Raw genomic sequence first — 19281 nt, 5'->3', positions numbered from 1 at the left:
GCTAGCTTTCTTGCGCGCCGTTGCGCAGGGGGTCAAAGCCATGCATGCCCTTGACCCATTGCAGGGCCACGAACATACCCTTGACCGGCGGCAGCAGCGCCAGCGACAGCGTCACGGCGGCCGCGCTCAGCACCACGCCGACCAGCACCGGCCGGTCGCCCAGCAGGCTGAACAGCGGCACCAGCGAAAAGCCGATAAGATGCGCGACCAGCAGGATCACGATATAGGCCGGCCCGTCATCGGCGCGCTGCGGCGTCAGGTCCAGCCCGCAGGCGTTGCAGCGGTCGGCGACCTTGAGATAGCTGCGAAACAGCCGCCCCTCGCCGCAGCGGGGACATTTCAGACAGGCGCCGCGTTTCAGCGCGGGTTTCAGGTTGGCGGCATCCTGCTCAAGGATCCTGGGCTGTGTCATCGTCCTGCCTTTCGAATCGTTATGCGTCATGCGGCTGCGGGCCGATCCGGGTTTGCCTAGCATATTGATGGCAAAAATGGAAGAAAATTGTATCCATATAATTCTGGCATGATCGCGGACGGTTTGTCGTCGGCTGTCGGGTGGGAACCGTAACGCGGCGGCGCAGGCGGCAAGCTGGGCTTTACCAAGCCGTGTCCGCCGGGGTGGCAACCGGCTTCCCTGCCCGGGGCCTGCGACAACTTGTAAATTGAATGCAGACACGATCCATGCAATTAATGGGACGACAGCAAAAGATTTCGAGTCGGGAGCCATCATGGAGCATCTCATCCCCTGCAGCGGGGCCGGCCGGGCCGGGCGTGTCGCCCCCGGTCCGCGCGCGCCGCAGCCTCACATCCGGCCACAAGGAGTTGCGCCATGTTCGGCCTGACCGCGCTGGAACTGGCGCGCATCCAGTTCGGCTTTACGATTTCCTTTCACATCGTCTATCCGGCGATCACCATTGGCCTTGCCAGCTATCTGGCCGTGCTTGAAATCCTGTGGCTGTGGCGCAAGGACCCGGTCTATCGCGATCTTTACCATTTCTGGTCCAAGATCTTTGCCGTGAACTTTGCCATGGGCGTCGTCTCGGGGCTGGTCATGGCCTATCAGTTCGGCACCAACTGGAGCTATTTTTCCGCCTTTGCCGGGTCGATCACCGGGCCGCTGCTGGCCTATGAGGTGCTGACCGCCTTTTTCCTCGAGGCGGGGTTTCTGGGCGTGATGCTGTTTGGCTGGAACCGGGTCGGGCCGGGGCTGCACTGTCTGGCGACGGTGATGGTCGCCATCGGCACCATGATCTCGGCCACGTGGATTCTGGCCTCGAACAGCTGGATGCACACGCCGCAGGGCTATGAAATCGTCAATGGCGTCGTGGTGCCGGTGGATTGGCTGGCGGTGATCTTTAACCCGTCCTTCCCCTATCGGCTGGCGCATATGGTGACGGCGGCCTATCTGTCGACCGCGCTGTTTGTCGGTGCGGCCGGGGCCTGGCATCTGCTGCGCGGCAATGACAACGCCATGGTGCGGCGGATGCTGTCCATGGCGATGTGGATGCTGCTGGCGGTGGCGCCCTTGCAGGTCGCGATCGGCGATCAGCACGGGCTGAATACGCTGAAGCATCAGCCCGCCAAGATTGCGGCGATGGAGGGGCATTGGCAGAACACCCCCGGCGAGGGCGTGCCGCTGGTGCTGTTCGGCTGGCCCGATGCCAAGGCCGAGACCACGCGCTGGAAGGTCGAGATCCCGAACCTGTCCAGCCTGATCCTGACCCACAGCCTCAAGGGTCAATATCCGGCGCTGAAGGACTTCGCCCCCGAGGATCGCCCGCCGGTCGCCGTGGTGTTCTGGACCTTCCGCATCATGGTTGGCCTCGGCATGCTGATGGTGACGCTGGGCCTGTGGGCGGCGTGGCGGCGCTGGCGCGGCCGGCTGTATGATCGCGGGCTGTTCCTGCGCTTTGCCACCGTCATGGGGCCGGCCGGGCTGATCGCGCTGCTGGCCGGCTGGTACACGACCGAGATCGGCCGCCAGCCCTGGGTCGTCAATGGCGTCATGCGCACCCGCGACGCGGTGTCGGGCCATTCGGCCCTGACGATGAGCGTGACACTTTTGGTCTTTGTCGTCACCTATCTGGCCGTCTTTGGCGTGGGAACGCGCTATATGCTGCGGCTGGTCGGCAAGGGCCCCGAGGCGGGCGAGCCCGATCCCGGGACCGATGCCGCCGATCATGGCGCCCCGGCGCCGCGCCCGGCCCGACCGCTTTCGGCGGCGCCCGGCCTGAAGGAGATCTGAACATGGGGATCGACCTGCCCGTCGTCTGGACGGTGATCATCGCCTTTGGCCTGATGATGTATGTGATCATGGACGGTTTTGACCTTGGGCTGGGGATCCTGTTTCCCTTTGTGCCGGGGCGTCACGACCGCGACGTGATGGTCAATACCGTCGCCCCGGTCTGGGACGGCAACGAGACATGGCTGGTGCTGGGCGGTGCCGGGCTGATGGCGGCCTTTCCGCTGGCCTATGCGGTGGTGCTGTCGGCACTGTATATCCCGCTGGCACTGATGCTTCTGGGGCTGATCTGGCGTGGCGTCGCCTTTGAGTTCCGCTTCAAGGCCGACGAGAACCACAAGCCGTTCTGGGACCGCGCCTTCATGGTGGGCTCGATGGTCGCGACCTTTTTCCAGGGCGCGTCGCTGGGTGCCTTCATGAACGGCATTCCGGCCGAGGGCGCGCGCTTTCTGGGCGGTCCGATGGACTGGCTGACGCCGTTCAGCGTGTTCACCGGGCTGGGGCTTTTGGTGGCCTATGCGCTGCTTGGCGCGACATGGCTGATCATCAAGACCGAGGGCGCGCTGCATGACCGCATGGTGGCGCTGGCGCGGCCGGTGCTGCTGACCCTGCTGGGGGTGATCGCGGTGGTCAGCCTGTGGACGCCGCTGAGCCATCCCGAGGTGGCGGCGCGCTGGTTCAGCCTGCCGAACCTGCTGTTCTTTGCTCCGGTGCCGCTGCTGGTGGTGCTGACTGCCGGGCTGCTTTTGCGGGCGCTGCGCGGCGGCAATCCGGGGGTGACGCCGTTCATGCTGGCGCTGGTGCTGCTGTTTCTGGGCTATTCCGGTCTGGGCATCAGCATGTGGCCCAACATCATCCCGCCCGGCATCACCATCCGCGAGGCGGCCGCGCCGCCGCAAAGCCTGGGCTTTGCTCTGGTCGGGGCGCTGCTGATCATCCCGGTGATCCTGGCCTATACCGCATGGTCCTATTACGTGTTCCGCGGCAAGGTCCGCGCCGGTGAGGGGTATCACTGATGAGACTTGTCCGTATGGAGATGACCAGCCGGGCGCCAGGATCGCTGGGCAGCCGGCTGGGCTGGATGGCGCTGATCTGGGCGCTGAGCGTTATCGGCCTGGGTGTGGTCGCATTGGGCTTTCGGCTGGTGATGCAACTGGCGGGGCTGACCGCGTGAGCGCCGGATCCGTCCCTGCGCGGGCGCAGGATCAGGGCCTGTTGATCGCGGCGTCGCTGTGCTGCGCGATGTCGCTTCTGGATACCAATGTCATGGCGCTGGCGAGCCCGGTGATCGCCGAGGCCTTGCGCACCGGCCCCACCGGCACGCGCTGGCTGATCAGCGCGTTCTTTCTGGGCTTCGCCACCAGCCTGCTGCCGGCGGGGGCGATTTCCGACCTGTGCGGGCGCAGGCGGGTGCTGATCCGGGGGCTGGCCGCGCTGGCGCTGACCTCGCTGATGGCGGGCGCGGCCCCCGGCCTTGGCTGGCTGGTCTGGGCGCGCGCGGCGCAGGGCGTGGCCATGGGGTTCGTTCTGGCCTCGGCGCTGGCGCTGATCGGCCAGCGTTTCCCCGAGCCGCAGGCCCGTGCCCGCGCATGGATGCTGTGGGGCACGATCATGGGGCTGACCATGGTGGTGGCGCCGGTGCTGGGCGGGTTGATCCTGCATTTTTCCGGCTGGCGCGGGGTGTTTTTGCTGAACGTGCCGATCTGTCTGGGGCTGGGGCTGGCGATCCGGTCGCTGGCGACGGAATCGGCCGATCTGGACCGCGAGGCGCCGGATGCCGTCGCGATCCTCAGCTTCGCGGTGGCGATGTTTTGCGGCACATGGATGCTGATCGCGGCCTCGTCGGCGGGCTGGGCCGATGTTCAGGTGCTGGCAGCGGGCGCGCTGGGGGCGCTGGCGCTGGCCGGGCTGGTCCTGCGGCTGCGCGGGCGGCGGGCCGGGGTGGGGGTTACCCCGCTTTATCGTCAGCGCCGCGTCGTCGGCGCGGTCATGGCGATGTTCGCCTATGCCGCGACCGCGCAGGTGATGGCCTCGTTATTGCCGATCGGGATGCGGGTGCTGGCCGGGGCGACGCCCTTGCAGATCGGCGTGCTGATGCTGCCCTTTACCTCGGCCATGCTGATCTTTCCGCGCGTCGGGGCACAGATCTCGCAGCGGATCGGGGTCTGGTGGATGCTGCTGGCGGGGCTTGCGACCATCGCCCTTGGCACGGCGGCGGCGGCGGCTCTGGCCGGCGGGCCGCTGTTCTTTGCGGCGCTGTTCGTCATCGGCGCCGGCGCCGGGGCGATGAACGGCGAGACGCAAAAGGCGATCATGATGACCATGCCGCCGGGCAGCACCGGGCTGGCCTCGGGGATCAGCACCACGGCGCGGTTCTCGGGGGTGCTGCTGGGCTTTACCGCGCTCAGCGGCATGATCGAGCCCTCGGCCGCGGGGCTTTCGGGCATCGCGCCGGCCATGGCGGGGGCGATGGCCGCGGCGCTGGCCGCGGCCGGCGTGATCTGGATGACGGTGCGGCCCGGCGCGCGGGGCTAAGGCGGGCCTTTGCGCAAGGCCCGCCATGCCGGGTCATGAGATCGCCAGTTCCGTCATCATGCCGGTCTGCAGATGCGGCATGTGATGGCAATGCAGCATCCAGCGTGCCGCCTCTCCGGCATCCAGCGCGACGGTGACTGACATCATCGGCGGCACCAGCACGGTGTCGCGCCGGGCGCCGGCAATGCGCCGCCCGTTCAGCGCGACCACCTGAAAGCTGTGGCCGTGCAGATGCATCGGATGCGCCATCATCGACATGTTGTGGAACATGATCTCGACCCGCTCGCCCGAGCGCGCCTGAAGCGGCAGGTGATCGGCCCATGTCCGCCCGTCGATGGTCCACAAATAGGGTTGCATGGTGCCGCCGAGCATCACCATATGGCTGCGGTCGGGGGCGCGAACGGCCAGCGGCGCCCGCGCGACTAGACGCGATTCCTGCGCCAGATCGATGTCGAAGGCCGGGGCAGGGGCCTCGCCCATGGGTGCAAGCCGCGCCACCTGCGCCCCCGGCGTGGCAAGGATCAGGCCGGTGCGTTCGCGTGCGCCTTCGCGCAGGGCAAGGATCGGCCATGCCCCGGCGCCGGCCAGATCCAGGTCCAGATCCAGCCGCTGCGCCATGGCGATGCCGAAACGGGTGCCGGCAATGGGCTCGATCCCCTGACCATCGACCGCGACCAGCCGCGCAGGCAGCGCGCCGGTGTCGATCCAGAACACCGTCGCCGCCGAGGCATTGATGATCTGCAGCCGGACGCGCCCGCCCTTGTCGACCGCCACCGCCTCGGGGTCCGAGAGTGTGCGGTCATTGGCCAGATAGGCGTCCCAGTCGTAATCGTTGAGATCCATCGCCATGCCGGACATGCCGGGCATGTCGCCCATCCACTGCATGGACATGCCCGGCATCGGCATCGTCTTTTCGCCCGCTGACCTGTCGCCCATCGCCATCATGTCATGGCCGATCGCGCCATGCCCGGCGGGGGCGGCGCCGGTGATGCTGGCCATCACCTCTTCGGGGCTGCGGAACGAGAAATCATGCAGGAACATCACCACCTCTTGCCGGTCGGCGGCGGCATCCTCGGGGGCGTGCACGATCAGCGGCGCAGCCAGCAGCCGCATTTCCTGCAGCGGGATATGGGCGTGCATCCAATAGGTGCCCGGCAGCGGCGCGTAATCATAGCTGCGCGTCTGGCCCGGTTGCAGCAGCGGGCGCGGCAGGTCGGGCACGCCGTCCTGATCGTTGGGCGGGATCTGGCCGTGCCAGTGGATCAGCGTCGGCTCGGGCAGGTCGTTGCTGAGATCGACGCGAAAGCGCTGGCCGGGCGCCAGCACCAGCCCGGGGCCGGATGGGCCGGAAAGGCCCCAGACCGTGGCGGCCTTGCCGTCGATGTCGAGCGTCCGGCTGGTGGCGCGCAGCGCCATGGCCGGGGCGTGTTGCGCCGTGCCGCTGCGCGGCAACATCGCCACCGTCGCAGCGGCAGCGCCCGCAGCCATGAGGCCGCGGCGGGTGAATCTGGTCATGTCCGTCTCCTGTCGGGGTCAGAGCCCCGGTCCGAAATCCTAGGGGATTCGCGTCGCAAGGCGCGGGTTCAGACGACGGACGGATCGGGGGGACGGGCCGAGGGAGCAGGTGTGCGGCCGCTGGCCGTCGCGCCGGCGTGGGCGGTGTGCATCAGGCGCGGCACCGGGGTGCCGCGCGCGGCAGCTGGCTGCGGCTGCATCACGGCGATGCCGGCGCAGGCCCATGCGCAGGCCGCCGCCTGCTTGGCGCAGCCGCCCTGCTCGGGGCAGGTGCAGCCGGTGCCGTCCTGGGCGATATGATGCGGGGCGTCATGGGCCGCCATGGCCATCGGTGCGGCCATGGCATGGTCCGCGGCAATGCCGGGCGCCATCCACAGGCACAGGATCGTCATGAAGGTGATGAGGCGGCACAGCATGGCGCAGAGGATAGGCGGCGGCGCCGGGCCTGTCCATGGCCGCGCCGCTGACCCCACTATTGGATCGAGGTCACCAGCGCCGGGATATGCCGTTCGAAAAAGGCCGAAAAGGTGGCGATGCGCGGCGGCAGCTTCTGATAGGGCGGGTAATACAGCGTCAGCCAAAGCTGCGGCGGGCACCAGTCGGGCAGGATCGGCACCAGCCGCCCGGTGCGCAGATGCTCGGCCACGATAAAGGTCGGCAGCAGCGCCACGCCCGCCCCATCCGCCGCGACATTGGCCAGCACCTCGCCATTGTTGGCGCTGATCGCGCGCCCGGCCGAGATGGTCAGGCTGACGCCGCCATTGGCCAGCTGCCATGTCTCGCGCCGGCTTTCGCTGCTGTAGCCCAGACAGGCATCGGCGGGCAGCTCGTTGGGATGGCGGACCCCGGCCCATGGGCTGCCGGGGGCGGCCACCAGCAGGCGCCGGATCTCGCAGATCTTGCGCCAGATGGTGAACTTGTCCGAGGGCGGCGCGGAAATGCGGATGGCGAGGTCGAAATCGGCCTCGACCATGTCCAGAAACTGGTCGGTCAGCGAAATCTCGACCTCGATTCTGGGGTAGAGGTCGCGAAAGCCCGACAGGAGCTGCGGCAGCACGCGCTGGCCAAAGGACATCGGCGAATTGATCCGCAGCCGGCCTTCGTCGGATTTATGCGCGTCCTGCATTTCGCGCCGCGCCTCGTCCAGCGCCTTGACGGCCGGGGCGATGCGCGCGGCATAGACCGCGCCATCGGTGGTCAGCGCCACCTGCCGCGTCGTGCGCACGAAAAGCTGCACCCCCAGTTCTTCCTCAAGCGCGGCGATGGTGCGCGTCACCGAGGCGGGGGTGGTGTCAAGCTCACGCGCGACCTGCGCAAAGTTGCGCTTTTCGGCGGCCAGCAGAAAGGTCCGCAGCGCCTTCAACCCTTGGATGGCCATTATTACGTCCTGCGCAATTCATTCGAAATATTTCCGGCTATTCTGATCAATAGTCAACTGGGCTATCTTCAGGGCAACCCGCAAGTCTCGCGGCCAGACACAGAAAGGCAAAAGCCATGCTCGACCAGATCAAAGGCCTGCACCACGTCACCTCGATGGCGGCCGACGCCCCGCAGAACAACGCGTTCTTCGCCGACACGCTGGGCCTGCGCCGCGTCAAGAAAACCGTCAACTTCGACGAGCCCAGCGTCTATCACCTGTATTACGGCGATGAGCAGGGCACGCCCGGCACGGTGATGACCTATTTCCCCTTCCCGCATATGATGCCCGGCCGTCCCGGCGTCGGCGAGGTCGGCGAGACCCAGTTTTCGGTGCCCAAGGGCGCGCTGGCCTTCTGGAAGGACCGGCTGGGGGCGAAAGGCGTCATGGGGCTGGAAGCCGACAAGGTCTTTGGCGCCGACCGGCTGAAATTTCAGGGCCCGGATGGCGACGGCTTTTCGCTGATCGAGATCGACGGCGACGCGCGCGCGGCATGGACCGGCGGCGGCGTTTCCGAACAGGCGGCGATCCGTGGCTTCAGCGGTGCGCGGATGCGGCTGCATGACACGGCGGCCACGGCCGAACTGCTGGGCTTCATGGGCTATCAGCCCGCCGAGACCGAGGGCAATGTCACCCGCTTTGTCATCCCCGGCGGCAATGGCGCCGATACCATCGACCTTGAGGCGCTGCCGCAGACGCCGTTTGCCCGTCAGGGCGCCGGTTCGGTGCATCACATCGCCTTTGCCGTGCCCGACCGGGCCGCGCAGCTTGAGGTGCGCAAGGCGCTAATGGATACCGGCTATCAGGTCACGCCGGTGATCGACCGCGATTATTTCTGGGCGATCTATTTCCGCACCCCCGGCGGCGTCCTGTTCGAGATCGCGACCAACGAGCCCGGCTTTGACCGTGACGAGGATACCGCGCATCTGGGTCAGGCGCTGAAGCTGCCTTCGCGCTATGAGCCGCTGCGCCAGCGCATCGAGCAGGGGCTGGTGCCGCTGGGCAACTGATCCCCGCGCGCCCGGCAGGGCCGCCAGCGATCTCCGCGCCCGGCAGGGCTGCGACATGCCGATCCCGGGCCATTCCCGGCCCGGGACCAACCCGACGCAAGGAACAACCGTCATGGCCTATCACAGCTTTCGCCAGGAGGGCGCGCCCGACAAGCCGGTCGTCCTCGCCTTTCATGGCACCGGGGGCGACGAACACCAGTTCGTGGATCTTGTCCGCCGGATGCTGCCCGGTGCCGGCATCGTCGCGCCGCGGGGCGATGTTTCGGAGCATGGCGCCAACCGCTTTTTCCGCCGCACCGGCGAGGGCGTCTATGACATGGACGACCTTGCGCTGCGCACCCGCGCCATGCTCGATTTCGTGACACAGGTCCGGGCCGATTTCGCGGGCAGGCCGCTGTTCGCCCTGGGTTATTCCAACGGCGCCAATATCCTGGCTGCGATGCTGTTTCAGCAGCCCGACCTTTTCGACCGCGCCGCGCTGCTGCATCCGCTGATCCCCTGGGTGCCCGCGCCGCAGCCGGGGTTGCGTGACAGGCCGGTTTTCATCAGCGCCGGGCGCAACGATCCGATCTGTCCGCTGCCGGAATCGCTGGCGCTGATTGACTGGTTCAGCCGGCAGGGTGCGCGCGTCGAAAGCCGCATCGAGGCCGGCGGCCATCAGATCCTGCCATCCGAGCTGAACGCCCTGCATCGCTTTCTTGCCTCTGAATAAGCCGCCGAGACCCGGCCATGAGCCAGCTTCAGCCCTATGTCCTGTCGCTGGTCGCAGGCATCGGCGTCGGTGCGCTATATGCCGGCCTTTCGGTCAAATCGCCCGCGCCGCCGATCATTGCCTTGCTGGGCCTTTTGGGCATGATCACCGGCGAGGCGGGCGTGCAATGGCTTAGGGGCCACAAGAATTTCATGCAGGTATGCCTGCATGAAAAGACCTTCGCCATCGGCTCTGCCCGGCAGGTGACGAAGGATGATGCCGCCCTTTGAGGGGCATTCGATTCCCTTCCCGACATCAGGAGACAGTCCATGTCCAAGCTTGAAGTCCTGACCCCGCAGAACAGCCAGCTGATCTTTATCGACCAGCAGCCGCAAATGGCCTTTGGCGTGCAGTCGATCGACCGTCAGGTGCTGAAAAACAATGTCGTGGCTTTGGCCAAGGCGGCCCGGATCTTTGACATCCCGACCACCATCACCACGGTGGAAACGCTGGGCTTTTCGGGCCATACCTATCCCGAGCTGCTGGCCGTATTCCCGGAAAACAAGCTGCTGGAACGCAGCTCGATGAATTCGTGGGACGATCAGAACGTGCGCGACGCGCTGGCCAAAGGTGCCGCCGAAGGCCGCAAGAAGATCGTCGTTTCGGGCCTGTGGACCGAGGTCTGCAACCTGACCTTTGCGCTGTCGTGCCTGAATGATACCGATTACGAGATCTACATGGTTGCCGACGCCTCGGGCGGCACCTCGGTCGATGCGCATAAATACGCCATGGACCGCATGTTTCAGGCTGGCGTGATCCCGGTCACCTGGCAGCAGGTGCTGCTGGAATGGCAACGCGACTGGGCCCGCAAAGAGACCTATGATGCGGTTCTGGCCGTGGTCAGGGAACATTCGGGCGCCTACGGCATGGGCGTCGATTACGCCTATACCATGGTGCACAAGGCCGACGAGCGTGTCGCTCATGGCGAGCGTATCGGCCCGAACCCGGCCAAGTGATCACGCCGGGGAATCCGCGTCCGCGCGGGCTTCCCATCCGATGTTTCGTCAACCATCCTTCCGCGGAGGCCAGAATGACCGACAAGCCCATCGTCCAGATTTCCTATCAGGACCAGGACCACAAGGGGCGCTATGTCGCCCGTATCGAAGGCATCGCCGATGAGGGCGAGCTGACGATCTCGAAAGTGTCGGATGCGCTGATCATCGCGGATCACACCTATGTGCCGGACGCCATGCGCGGCACCGGCGCGGCCTCGGCGCTGGTCAACCGGCTGATCGAGGATGCCCGCGCCAAGGGCCAGCGCATCGTTCCCCTGTGCCCCTTTGTCCGGGCCCAGTCGCAGCGCCACCCGGAATGGTCCGATGTCATCCAGAATTGACGCCGGGCACCCGATTGCCGGCGGCCTCGGCTTTCTTGCGCTGCTGGGTCTGTGCGCCGCCTATGTTCAGGGCGGGCTGGTCAAGCTGACCGATTTTCCCGGTGCCATCGGCGAGATGACGCATTTCGGGCTGTCGCCGGCGCCGCTGTTTGCGGTGCTGGTGATCGCGCTGGCGCTGGGTGCCTTCACGCTGGCGGCGAGCTTCATCGCGCTGCGCTATTGGCAGATGCCCGCCGGGCAGGACCGGTTCATGGCGGCCAATTCCTTTTACGAACATCTGGGTCTTGCCGGCGGCTTCCTGCTGGTGGCCCTGACCGACCTGACCAGCCGCGACTAGGAGGCGGGCATGAAGCTGAACCTTCCCATGATCCTGAGCTTCAACGCCGGATATGTCGATACGGCGGGGTTCCTGTCGCTGCACGGGCTGTTCACCGCCCATGTCACTGGCAACCTCGTGATGATCGGCGATGCCCTGGCCAATGGCAGCGCCGGCATCATCGGCAAGCTCCTGGCCCTGCCGATGTTCTGCCTGACCATCCTGATCCTGCAATCGGTGGCGCTGCGGGTCGCGGCCGCCCCCGAGCGGGCGCTGCGCGCCATGCTGGTGGTCAAGTTCCTGCTGTTGAGCGCCGCCGCCATCTCGGCGATCCACTTCGGCAGCTTTCCCGATGCGGATGGCTGGCCGGTGATTCAGGTCGGCATGTTGCTGGTCGCCGCCATGGCGGTGCAGAACGCGGCGCATCGCATCCATCTGGGCGCCTTCCCGCCCTCGACGCTGATGACCGGCACCACCACCCAGATCATGCTGGACCTAGCGACGCTGCTTTACCCGCGCGCCCCGGAAAAGCCCGAGACGGTCAAGCCCCGGATCGCCAAATTCGGCCTTGCCGTGCTGACCTTTGTGTTTGGCTGTGCCTTGGCGGCGCTGGCCTTTGTGCTGCTGGGGGTGTGGTGCTTTGTCCTGCCGCCGGTGCTGGCGATCGCCGGTCTGCTCGTCCACCGCGCCGCGCCAAAGGCGGCCTGATCCGCCTTTGCTGTCAAGGAAAGGGGCAGGCTTGCTCTGATCTGCACGCCGCCAGACCCTCGCAGGGGCTGCCGTCACGGCGCCTCTGTCCGCAACCCGCAGTCTTGCGCAGGAGGCATCCATGCCGAACAAAGACCTGATCATCGTCAATGCCAAGGTGACGACCCTGGACCGGCAGAATCCCGCGGCCGAGGCCGTGGCGATCCGTGACGGCACATTCCTGGCCGTCGGCTCGGAGGCCGAGGTGCGCGCCGCCGCCCCTAAGGCCAGCGTCATCGACGCCGGCGGTCGCCGCCTGATCCCGGGCCTGATCGACAGCCATACCCATGTCATCCGCGGCGGGCTGAACTACAATATGGAGCTGCGCTGGGACGGCGTGCCCAGCCTTGCCGAGGCGATGCGGATGCTCAAGGAGCAGGTCGAGCGCACCCCCGCCCCGCAATGGGTGCGTGTGGTCGGCGGCTTTACCGAGCTGCAATTTGCCGAAATGCGCCTGCCGACCATTGACGAGCTGAACGCGGTGGCGCCCGACACCCCGGTGTTCATCCTGCATCTTTACGACCGCGCGCTTCTGAACGCCGCCGCCTTGCGGGTGGTGGGTTATGACCGCAGCACGCCGAACCCGCCCGGCGGCGAGATCCTGCGCGATACTGCCGGCAATCCGACCGGCCTGCTGCTGGCCCGGCCCAATGCCACGATCCTTTATGCGACGCTGGCCAAGGGACCCAAGCTTGATCCCGATTACGCGCTGAACTCGTCGCGCCATTTCATGCGCGAGCTGAACGGGCTGGGCGTGACCTCGGTCATCGATGCCGGCGGCGGTTTCCAGAACTATCCCGATGACTACCAGATCATCGAAAAGCTGCATGCCGATGGCCAGATGTCGGTGCGCATCAGCTACAACCTGTTCACCCAGAAACCCAAGGAAGAGCTGGCCGATTTCGCGGGCTGGGTCAAACAGGTCAGCCCCGGTCAGGGCGACGACACCTATCGCCACAACGGCGCCGGCGAGATGCTGGTCTATTCGGCCGCCGATTTCGAGGATTTCCGCGTCGAGCGCCCCGAAATGCCGCCGAATATGGAGGCGGATCTGGAGCCGGTCATCCGCCTGCTGGCCGAGAACCGCTGGCCGTGGCGGCTGCACGCCACCTATGACCAGACCATCGACCGGGCGCTGAACGTCTTTGAGAAGGTGAACCGCGATGTGCCGCTGACCGGCATCAACTGGTTCTTCGACCATGCCGAGACCATCAGCGAACGCAATATCGACCGCATCGCCGCGCTTGGCGGCGGCATCGCCGTGCAGCATCGCATGATGTATCAGGGCGAATATTTCATCGAACGCTATGGCGCCAAGGCCGCCGAAAACACGCCGCCGATCAGGAAGATGATCGAGGCGGGCGTCCCGGTCGGTGCCGGCACCGACGCCACCCGCGTCGCCAGCTACAACCCCTGGGTCTCGCTGAGCTGGCTGGTGACCTCGACCACGCTGGGCGGCACCCGGCTTTATCCGGCGGCGAACCGGCTGGACCGGGAAACCGCGCTGCGGCTGTGGACGGTGGACAACACCTGGTTCTCGAACGAGCAGGGCAAGAAGGGCCAGATCAAACCCGGCCAGCTGGCCGATCTGGCGCTGCTGTCGGATGATTATTTCGCGATCCCCGAGGATCAGATCGTGCATCTGCGCGCGGTGCTGACGGTGCTGGGCGGCAAGGTGGTGCATGGCGAGGGTGGCTTTGGCCCGCTGGCGCCGGCGCTGCCCGCGCCGATGCCCGACTGGTCACCCGTCGCCCGCTTTGGCGGCTATTATAGGACCGCCGCGCTGGACGACAACCGCAGCAAATTCGCCGCCGCCTGCGGGTGCGGCACCGGCTGCGCGGTGCATGGCCATGACCATGCCGCAGCACTTACGGACCATGTCCCGGCCTTGGACGCGCGCAGCTTCTGGGGTGCCGTTGGCTGCGGCTGCTGGGCGGTCTGAGCCCGGGCCGCGCTTTCCCGGCGGGGGCGTCCGCCGCCCCCGTTTCCCGCCATTTGGAAGGAGCCGAGATGACCGAGACCCGGACCAATCCTGCCCAGGGCCCGCTGGGCTTTCCCGTCTTTCGGGCGCTGTGGATCGCCACGATCATATCCAACATCGGCACATGGATGCATGATGTCGGCGCGGGCTGGCTGATGACCTCGCTGTCGCCAAGCCCGCTGCTGGTGGCGCTGGTGCAGGCGGCGACCACCGGGCCGATGTTCCTGCTGGCGCTGCCGGCGGGGGCGCTGGCCGATATCGTCGACCGCCGCAAGATGCTGCTGGCGGCGCAACTTCTGGGCCTGTCGGCGGCGGCCGTGCTGGCGCTGCTGACGGTCTGGGGACTGACGACGCCATGGGTGCTGCTGGCCGTGACCTTTGTGCTGGGCATTGCCGCCGCGCTGTCGGCCCCGGTCTTTCAGGCCATCGTGCCCGAGCTGGTCGACAAGACCGCGCTGCCCGATGCCGTGGCGCTGAACAGCCTTGGGGTCAATATCTCGCGCGCCATCGGCCCGGCGCTTGGCGGGGTGATCGTCGCGCTGGCCGGGATCCCGGCGGTGTTTGCGCTGAACGCGCTTTCGGTCCTTGCGGTGCTGGCGGTGCTTTACAACTGGAAACGCGCCCCCGGCGAGAATGCGCTGCCGCCCGAGCATTTCTTTGGCGCGCTGAAGGCCGGCTACCGTTATGCCCGCCATTCGCCGGCGATGCGGCTGGTGCTGGTGCGCACGCTGGGCTTTTTCCTGTTCGGCAGCGCGCTTTGGGCCATGCTGCCACTGGTCGGGCGGCGCGGGCTGGGTCTGGATGCCGCCGGCTATGGCGCGCTGCTGGGCTGCATGGGCACGGGCGCCGTCGTCGGGGCGGTGCTGTTGAAGCGCCTGCGCAAGAAGGTGGCCTCGAACACGGTCTCGATCGCGGCGACGGTGCTGTTTGCGGCGGCGACGCTGGCTCTGGCGCTGGTCCCGAACGCATGGATCGCGGGGGCGGTGATGTTTGCGGCGGGGCTGGCGTGGATCGGCATGCTGACCTCGTTGAATGTCGCGGCGCAAATGGCCTCGCCGGGCTGGGTCAAGGCGCGGGCGCTGGCGGTCTATCTGCTGGTGTTTCAGGGCGCGATGACCGGCGGCAGCATCCTTTGGGGGACGCTGGCCAGCCGCAGCGGCGTGGCCACGGCGCTGACGGCGGCGGCGGCGGGGCTGCTCGCCTTGGTCGTGCTGGCGCTGCGCTGGCAATTGCCCAAGGATTCGACCATCGACCTTGCGCCCTCGAACCATTGGGCCGAGCCGGTCGTTGCCGTCCCGCCCGAAGGCGATCGCGGCCCGGTGCTGATCGAGATCGAATACCGCATCGACCCCGCCCGTCTGGCCGAGTTCACCGCCGCCCTGCTGCGGTTCCGCGCCACCCGCTATCGCGACGGCGCCATCCGCTGGGATGTCTGGGAAGACGTGGCCGAACCCGGCCGGGTGACCGAGGCCTTTATCGTCGAAAGCTGGCTTGAACATCAGCGCCAGCACGCCCGTGTGACCCATGCCGACCAGCAGGATCAGGACACGTTACGCGCCTTTCATCTGGGCGATGTAGCGCCCGTCGTGCGACACCTGCTCAAGCCGGTCTGACGGGTCGGTCTGATTTCTTTCCGGAGATGCAGCGGGCCCGCGTGCCCTGCCACCCGCATGAAAAAGGGCTGCGCCGGCCCATGGTCCGCGCAGCCCCCGTTCATCGCGCCCCTGCCTCAGCAGCAGCGAAAGCCGCGGGTCGAGCCCTCGCCATAGCGGGCCGACTGCCGCTCGCGAAAGAATTCGGCATAGCTCATCACCGGATGGCCCGGATGCGCCTCGCGCATATGGGCGACATAGGTGTCGTAATCGGGCACGCCAATCATCAGCCGGGCGCCTTCACGCAGGCGCTTACGGCAGCCCAACAGCGTGTCTTTCAGGCTTGTCGTCATGGTGCTGCTCCTTATTCGGCCGGGGCCAAAGGCGGGCCGTTACGCTCTTCGGGCAGTTCGCGCGCGGTCCAGTTGCGGGCGCGATAGGCCCGAAGACAGGCCTGCACGCTGAAGTAGATCATGCTGATCACCAGCGCGACAAAGACAAAGGCCATCGTCGCATCCACCATGTCGTTGAAGACGATCTGGCCCATCTGGCCGATGTTCTTGGCCGGGGCCAGCACCTCGCCATTGGCGGCCGCCTCGCGATAGCGCGTGGCATGCGCCAGAAAGCCCACCTTGGGATTGCCCGAGAACACCTTCAGCAGGCCCGCCGTCAGCGTGACGATCACCAAGAGCGTCGCCGGCACCATGGTGACAAAGGCATAGCGTTCCCGCTTCATCTTGAAGAGCACGACTGTGCACAGCATCAGCGCGATCGCCGCCAGCATCTGGTTGGCGATGCCGAACAGCGGCCAAAGCGTGTTCACCCCGCCCAGCGGGTCAGTGACGCCCTGATACAGGAAAAATCCCCATGCCGCGACGCAAAGCCCGGTGGCGACCAGGTTGCCCGTCAGCGATGAGGTCTCGCGCATCCTGGGCATGAAGACGCCCATCAGATCCTGCAACATGAAGCGCCCGGCACGGGTGCCCGCGTCGACGGCGGTCAGGATGAACAGCGCCTCGAACAGGATGGCGAAATGATACCAGAAGGCCATCATCGCCTTGCCGCCGATCAGGTTCGAAAAGATATGCGCCATGCCGACCGCCAGCGTCGGCGCCCCGCCCGCGCGTGAGATGATCGTGGTCTCGCCCACGTCCGCCGCCGTTTCGTGGATCAGCTCGGGCGTGATCGGAAAGCCCCATGCGGTGACCTGCGCGGCTGCGGTTTCCGCCGTGGTGCCGATCAGCGCCGCCGGGCTGTTCATGGTGAAATAGACGCCCGGATCGATGATCGAGGCCGCGACCAGCGCCATCATGGCGACAAAGCTTTCCATCAGCATGCCGCCAAAGCCGATGAAGCGGGCGTCGCACTCATTGTCGATCAGCTTGGGCGTGGTCCCCGACGAGATCAGCGCATGAAAGCCCGACACCGCGCCGCAGGCGATGGTGATGAACAGGAACGGGAACAGGTTGCCCGACCAGACCGGGCCGGTGCCGTCGATGAACCGGGTGACCGCGGGCATCTTCAGATCCGGCGCCACCAGCACGATGCCAAGCGCCAGCGCCGCGATGGCCCCGATCTTGAGGAAGGTGGACAGATAGTCGCGCGGCGCAAGGATCAGCCAGACCGGCAGCGTCGCCGCGACGAAGCCATAGCCGATCAGCAGCCAGCACAGCTGCGTCGGGGTAAAGGTGAACATCGGCCCCCAGACCGGGCTAGCCGCCACATTGGCGCCAAAGACGATGGCCAGCATCAGCGCAATGAAGCCACCGATCGAGGCCTCGGCCACCGCGCCGGGGCGGATGTAGCGCATGTAGATGCCCATGATGACGGCAATCGGGATGGTCATCGATACGGTGAACATGCCCCACGGGCTGTCGGCCAGCGCCTTCACGACGATCAGCGCCAGCACCGCCAGAATGATGATCATGATCAGGAAGGTGCCGATCAGCGCGATCAGGCCGGGGATCGGCCCCAGTTCCGAACGCACCAACTCGCCCAGCGATCGCCCGTCGCGCCGCATCGAAACGAAGAGCACCATGAAATCCTGCACCGCGCCCGCCAGAACGACCCCGGCAAGGATCCACAGCATGCCCGGCAGATAGCCCATCTGCGCGGCCAGCACCGGCCCGACCAAAGGACCGGCGCCGGCGATGGCGGCGAAATGGTGGCCGAACAGCACGTGCCGGTTCGTTGGCACATAGTCCAGCCCGTCATTGAAGCGATGCGCCGGCGTGGGCCGGGACGCGTCCAGCTGCATGACCCGGCGGGCGATGAACAGGCTGTAATAGCGATAGGCGATCAGATAGATCGAGACCGAGGCCACGACCATCCAGAGCGCGTTCACATGCTCGCCCCGCGCGATCGAAACCTGCGCAAGCCCGATGGCGGCCAGCGCCGCCAGTATCGCCCAGACCAGCCAGTGGTCCCAGGGTTTGCGCCGTGGCGCCGATGTATCGACCATTTCAGTCCCCCCTTGCAGGCCGGCTTGCATCAGCCGGCGTGTTCCTGCGCGCCAGACCCGGACCCTCGTCCGGGCGCTTGGTCCGGCCATGTTCGCGGGCTGCAAGCTAGGGTGCATGCCCCGAGGATAAGCCTGTTAAGCGACTATGAGCACCTGTCCGGCACAGTGGCAAGGTGTTTCCCGCACGGGTTGTCCGCGCCTGTAGGCCGGGCAGAGGAGGGGGCGGTCGCCCGGCGCATGGAGGCAGGCGCCCTCCGTTCATCCGTCGGGCGGCCTGTGCGTCAGCGCGACAGCGGTGCGCCGGTCGAGGCGCGTTCGATCAGCCGGCACCCCAGTTCCAGCTTGCGCGGCACATAGAACTGGTCATGCAGGCGGCTGCGGGCGCTGTCCTGCACCAGAGCCAGCGCCTCGGCCCCGATCCGGCGCATCGGAATGGCGATGGTGGTCAGGGCGGGTGAGGTCAGCTCGCCCTGCGGCAAGCCGTCGATGCCGATGACCGAGATGTCGCGTGGCACCGAGGCGCCGCTTTCCTGAATCGCGACGATGGCGCCCGCCGCAAGGATGTCGGCGGCGGCGATGATCGCGGTAAAGGCCGGCCCGTCACGCAATGCCGCGGCGACGCGGTTGCGCGCGGCCTCGGCGGTCCAGTCCTCGACCTCAAGCACCTGTGCGGGGCCAAAGCCCGCGCCCAGAACGTCGCGCATGCCCTCAAGCCGGCGGGCAATGGTGCGCCGGCCGGGCTTGGTCAGAAAGAGGATCCGCTGGTGCCCCTGTGCCGTCAGATGCGCCGCCGCAAGGGCCGCCGCCGAGCGGTTGCAGGGCGCGACCGAGTCGATCTGCATCAAGGGATCGTCGTCGTTCAACAGCACGACCGGGCAGGGCAGCGACCGCGCCACGCTGATCGTCGCATCGTCGACGGTCATCAGGATGATCCCGATCAGCGCCTCGGACTGGCGCTGCGCCACAGCGGGGATTTCGTCGGGGCCGGAATAGCCATGCACATCGACCTCAATCGCCAGTGCGGCGGCGCGTTCGCGCAGCCCCTCCAGAACATGCAGCGTGAACTGGCTGCGCTGCAGATCCAGCAGCGCGGCATGCGAGGCGACGACCAGCACGCGCGAGCCGCCGGGTTGGTCGTGCACCGGATAGCCCATCTCGCGGGCCCGGGTCCGGATGCGCAGGGCGACATCGTCACGCACATAGCCGCGCCCGCTGAGCGCCCGCGACACGGTTGCGGTCGAAAGATCAAGGTTCTGCGCGATGTCGGCGATGGTCGGTCGCTTGCGGGACATGGCTCCTCCGGCTTTGGCTGGGGGTAGGGTGTGCAATAATATTACATAACGCAATATAAATTGCAGATATGCGGATTTGTTGCAGGGTG

General features: G+C 66.7%; 20 protein-coding genes. 13 read left to right on the top strand and 7 right to left on the bottom strand.

The genetic code is table 11. The annotated features are described in order from the left end of the window. Position 1 precedes the first annotated feature (1 nt). Positions 2-412, bottom strand: coding sequence for a DUF983 domain-containing protein (locus GL279_RS07030; RefSeq protein WP_155063915.1), 411 nt, complete (start codon positions 410-412; stop codon positions 2-4). Positions 413-826: 414 nt separating this feature from the next. On the opposite strand from GL279_RS07030, the gene GL279_RS07025 reads away from it, so the two are divergent. Genes GL279_RS07025 through GL279_RS07010 form a run of 4 tightly spaced genes read left to right on the top strand, consistent with a single transcriptional unit; the run spans position 827 to position 4774 of the window. Further along, the gene (locus GL279_RS07025; protein WP_155063914.1) at positions 827-2242 is read left to right on the top strand and encodes a cytochrome ubiquinol oxidase subunit I; all 1416 of its coding nucleotides are present in this window, start codon (positions 827-829) and stop codon (positions 2240-2242) included. A gap of 2 nt (positions 2243-2244) precedes the next feature. Beyond that, the gene (gene cydB / locus GL279_RS07020) at positions 2245-3255 is read left to right on the top strand and encodes a cytochrome d ubiquinol oxidase subunit II (protein ID WP_155063913.1); all 1011 of its coding nucleotides are present in this window, start codon (positions 2245-2247) and stop codon (positions 3253-3255) included. After that, positions 3255-3413 (top strand): DUF2474 domain-containing protein, encoded by a 159-nt coding sequence (locus GL279_RS07015; RefSeq protein ID WP_211371271.1) that lies wholly within the window; start codon positions 3255-3257, stop codon positions 3411-3413. The genes cydB and GL279_RS07015 overlap by 1 nt, the downstream gene beginning before the upstream one ends. Beyond that, positions 3410-4774 carry an MFS transporter gene (locus GL279_RS07010; RefSeq protein ID WP_155063912.1) on the top strand — a complete coding sequence of 455 codons (1365 nt, stop codon included), beginning with the start codon at positions 3410-3412 and terminating at the stop codon, positions 4772-4774. The genes GL279_RS07015 and GL279_RS07010 overlap by 4 nt, the downstream gene beginning before the upstream one ends. 33 nt (positions 4775-4807) lie before the next feature. Here the strand turns inward: GL279_RS07010 and GL279_RS07005 are convergent, their stop codons facing one another. The 3 genes from GL279_RS07005 to GL279_RS06995 form a co-directional block, all read right to left on the bottom strand. Continuing rightward, positions 4808-6289, bottom strand: a complete 1482-nt coding sequence (locus tag GL279_RS07005) for a multicopper oxidase family protein (RefSeq protein WP_155063911.1) — start codon at positions 6287-6289, stop codon at positions 4808-4810. 68 nt (positions 6290-6357) lie between these two features. After that, complete coding sequence (locus tag GL279_RS07000; protein WP_155063910.1) at positions 6358-6705, bottom strand: hypothetical protein; 348 nt, start codon at positions 6703-6705, stop codon at positions 6358-6360. Between the two features lie 56 nt (positions 6706-6761). Further along, positions 6762-7667: a LysR family transcriptional regulator gene (locus tag GL279_RS06995; RefSeq protein WP_155063909.1), complete on the bottom strand. Its 906-nt coding sequence runs from the start codon at positions 7665-7667 to the stop codon at positions 6762-6764. 116 nt (positions 7668-7783) lie between these two features. Between GL279_RS06995 and GL279_RS06990 the strand changes: the two genes are divergently transcribed. The 9 genes from GL279_RS06990 (at position 7784) to GL279_RS06950 (ending at position 15460) form a co-directional block, all read left to right on the top strand. Continuing rightward, on the top strand, positions 7784-8716 hold the full coding sequence (locus GL279_RS06990; RefSeq protein ID WP_155063908.1) for a VOC family protein: 933 nt from the start codon (positions 7784-7786) through the stop codon (positions 8714-8716). Positions 8717-8828: 112 nt separating this feature from the next. After that, complete coding sequence (locus GL279_RS06985; RefSeq protein ID WP_155063907.1) at positions 8829-9428, top strand: alpha/beta hydrolase; 600 nt, start codon at positions 8829-8831, stop codon at positions 9426-9428. Between the two features lie 17 nt (positions 9429-9445). Further along, positions 9446-9697 carry a DUF1427 family protein gene (locus GL279_RS06980; protein ID WP_155063906.1) on the top strand — a complete coding sequence of 84 codons (252 nt, stop codon included), beginning with the start codon at positions 9446-9448 and terminating at the stop codon, positions 9695-9697. 39 nt (positions 9698-9736) lie between these two features. Then, positions 9737-10423, top strand: a complete 687-nt coding sequence (locus tag GL279_RS06975; RefSeq protein ID WP_155063905.1) for a hydrolase — start codon at positions 9737-9739, stop codon at positions 10421-10423. Positions 10424-10497: 74 nt separating this feature from the next. Beyond that, positions 10498-10803, top strand: coding sequence for a GNAT family N-acetyltransferase (locus GL279_RS06970; RefSeq protein WP_155063904.1), 306 nt, complete (start codon positions 10498-10500; stop codon positions 10801-10803). Then, positions 10787-11140 carry a DoxX family protein gene (locus GL279_RS06965; RefSeq protein WP_155063903.1) on the top strand — a complete coding sequence of 118 codons (354 nt, stop codon included), beginning with the start codon at positions 10787-10789 and terminating at the stop codon, positions 11138-11140. Before GL279_RS06970 ends, GL279_RS06965 begins: the two co-directional genes overlap by 17 nt. A gap of 9 nt (positions 11141-11149) precedes the next feature. Then, the gene (locus GL279_RS06960) at positions 11150-11827 is read left to right on the top strand and encodes a YoaK family protein (protein ID WP_155063902.1); all 678 of its coding nucleotides are present in this window, start codon (positions 11150-11152) and stop codon (positions 11825-11827) included. A 121-nt stretch (positions 11828-11948) separates the two neighbouring features. Beyond that, entirely contained in the window at positions 11949-13808 is a 1860-nt protein-coding gene (locus GL279_RS06955; protein WP_211371270.1) for an amidohydrolase, read from the top strand. 68 nt (positions 13809-13876) lie between these two features. Continuing rightward, complete coding sequence (locus tag GL279_RS06950) at positions 13877-15460, top strand: MFS transporter (protein ID WP_155063900.1); 1584 nt, start codon at positions 13877-13879, stop codon at positions 15458-15460. Between the two features lie 116 nt (positions 15461-15576). Here the strand turns inward: GL279_RS06950 and GL279_RS06945 are convergent, their stop codons facing one another. The 3 genes from GL279_RS06945 to GL279_RS06935 all read right to left on the bottom strand — a co-directional run bounded on the left by GL279_RS06945 (position 15577) and on the right by GL279_RS06935 (position 19192). Beyond that, positions 15577-15792: a YbdD/YjiX family protein gene (locus GL279_RS06945; RefSeq protein ID WP_155063899.1), complete on the bottom strand. Its 216-nt coding sequence runs from the start codon at positions 15790-15792 to the stop codon at positions 15577-15579. Positions 15793-15803: 11 nt separating this feature from the next. Next, positions 15804-17900: a carbon starvation CstA family protein gene (locus GL279_RS06940; protein ID WP_155063898.1), complete on the bottom strand. Its 2097-nt coding sequence runs from the start codon at positions 17898-17900 to the stop codon at positions 15804-15806. Between the two features lie 281 nt (positions 17901-18181). Continuing rightward, positions 18182-19192 carry a LacI family DNA-binding transcriptional regulator gene (locus GL279_RS06935; protein WP_170293934.1) on the bottom strand — a complete coding sequence of 337 codons (1011 nt, stop codon included), beginning with the start codon at positions 19190-19192 and terminating at the stop codon, positions 18182-18184. Positions 19193-19281: the final 89 nt, after the last annotated feature.

Source organism: Paracoccus limosus, from assembly GCF_009711185.1.
In the GTDB taxonomy this organism is placed as follows: domain Bacteria; phylum Pseudomonadota; class Alphaproteobacteria; order Rhodobacterales; family Rhodobacteraceae; genus Paracoccus; species Paracoccus limosus.
The sequence above is the reverse complement of the archived record's forward strand: the minus strand, read 5'-3'. Positions and strand labels throughout refer to the sequence as shown.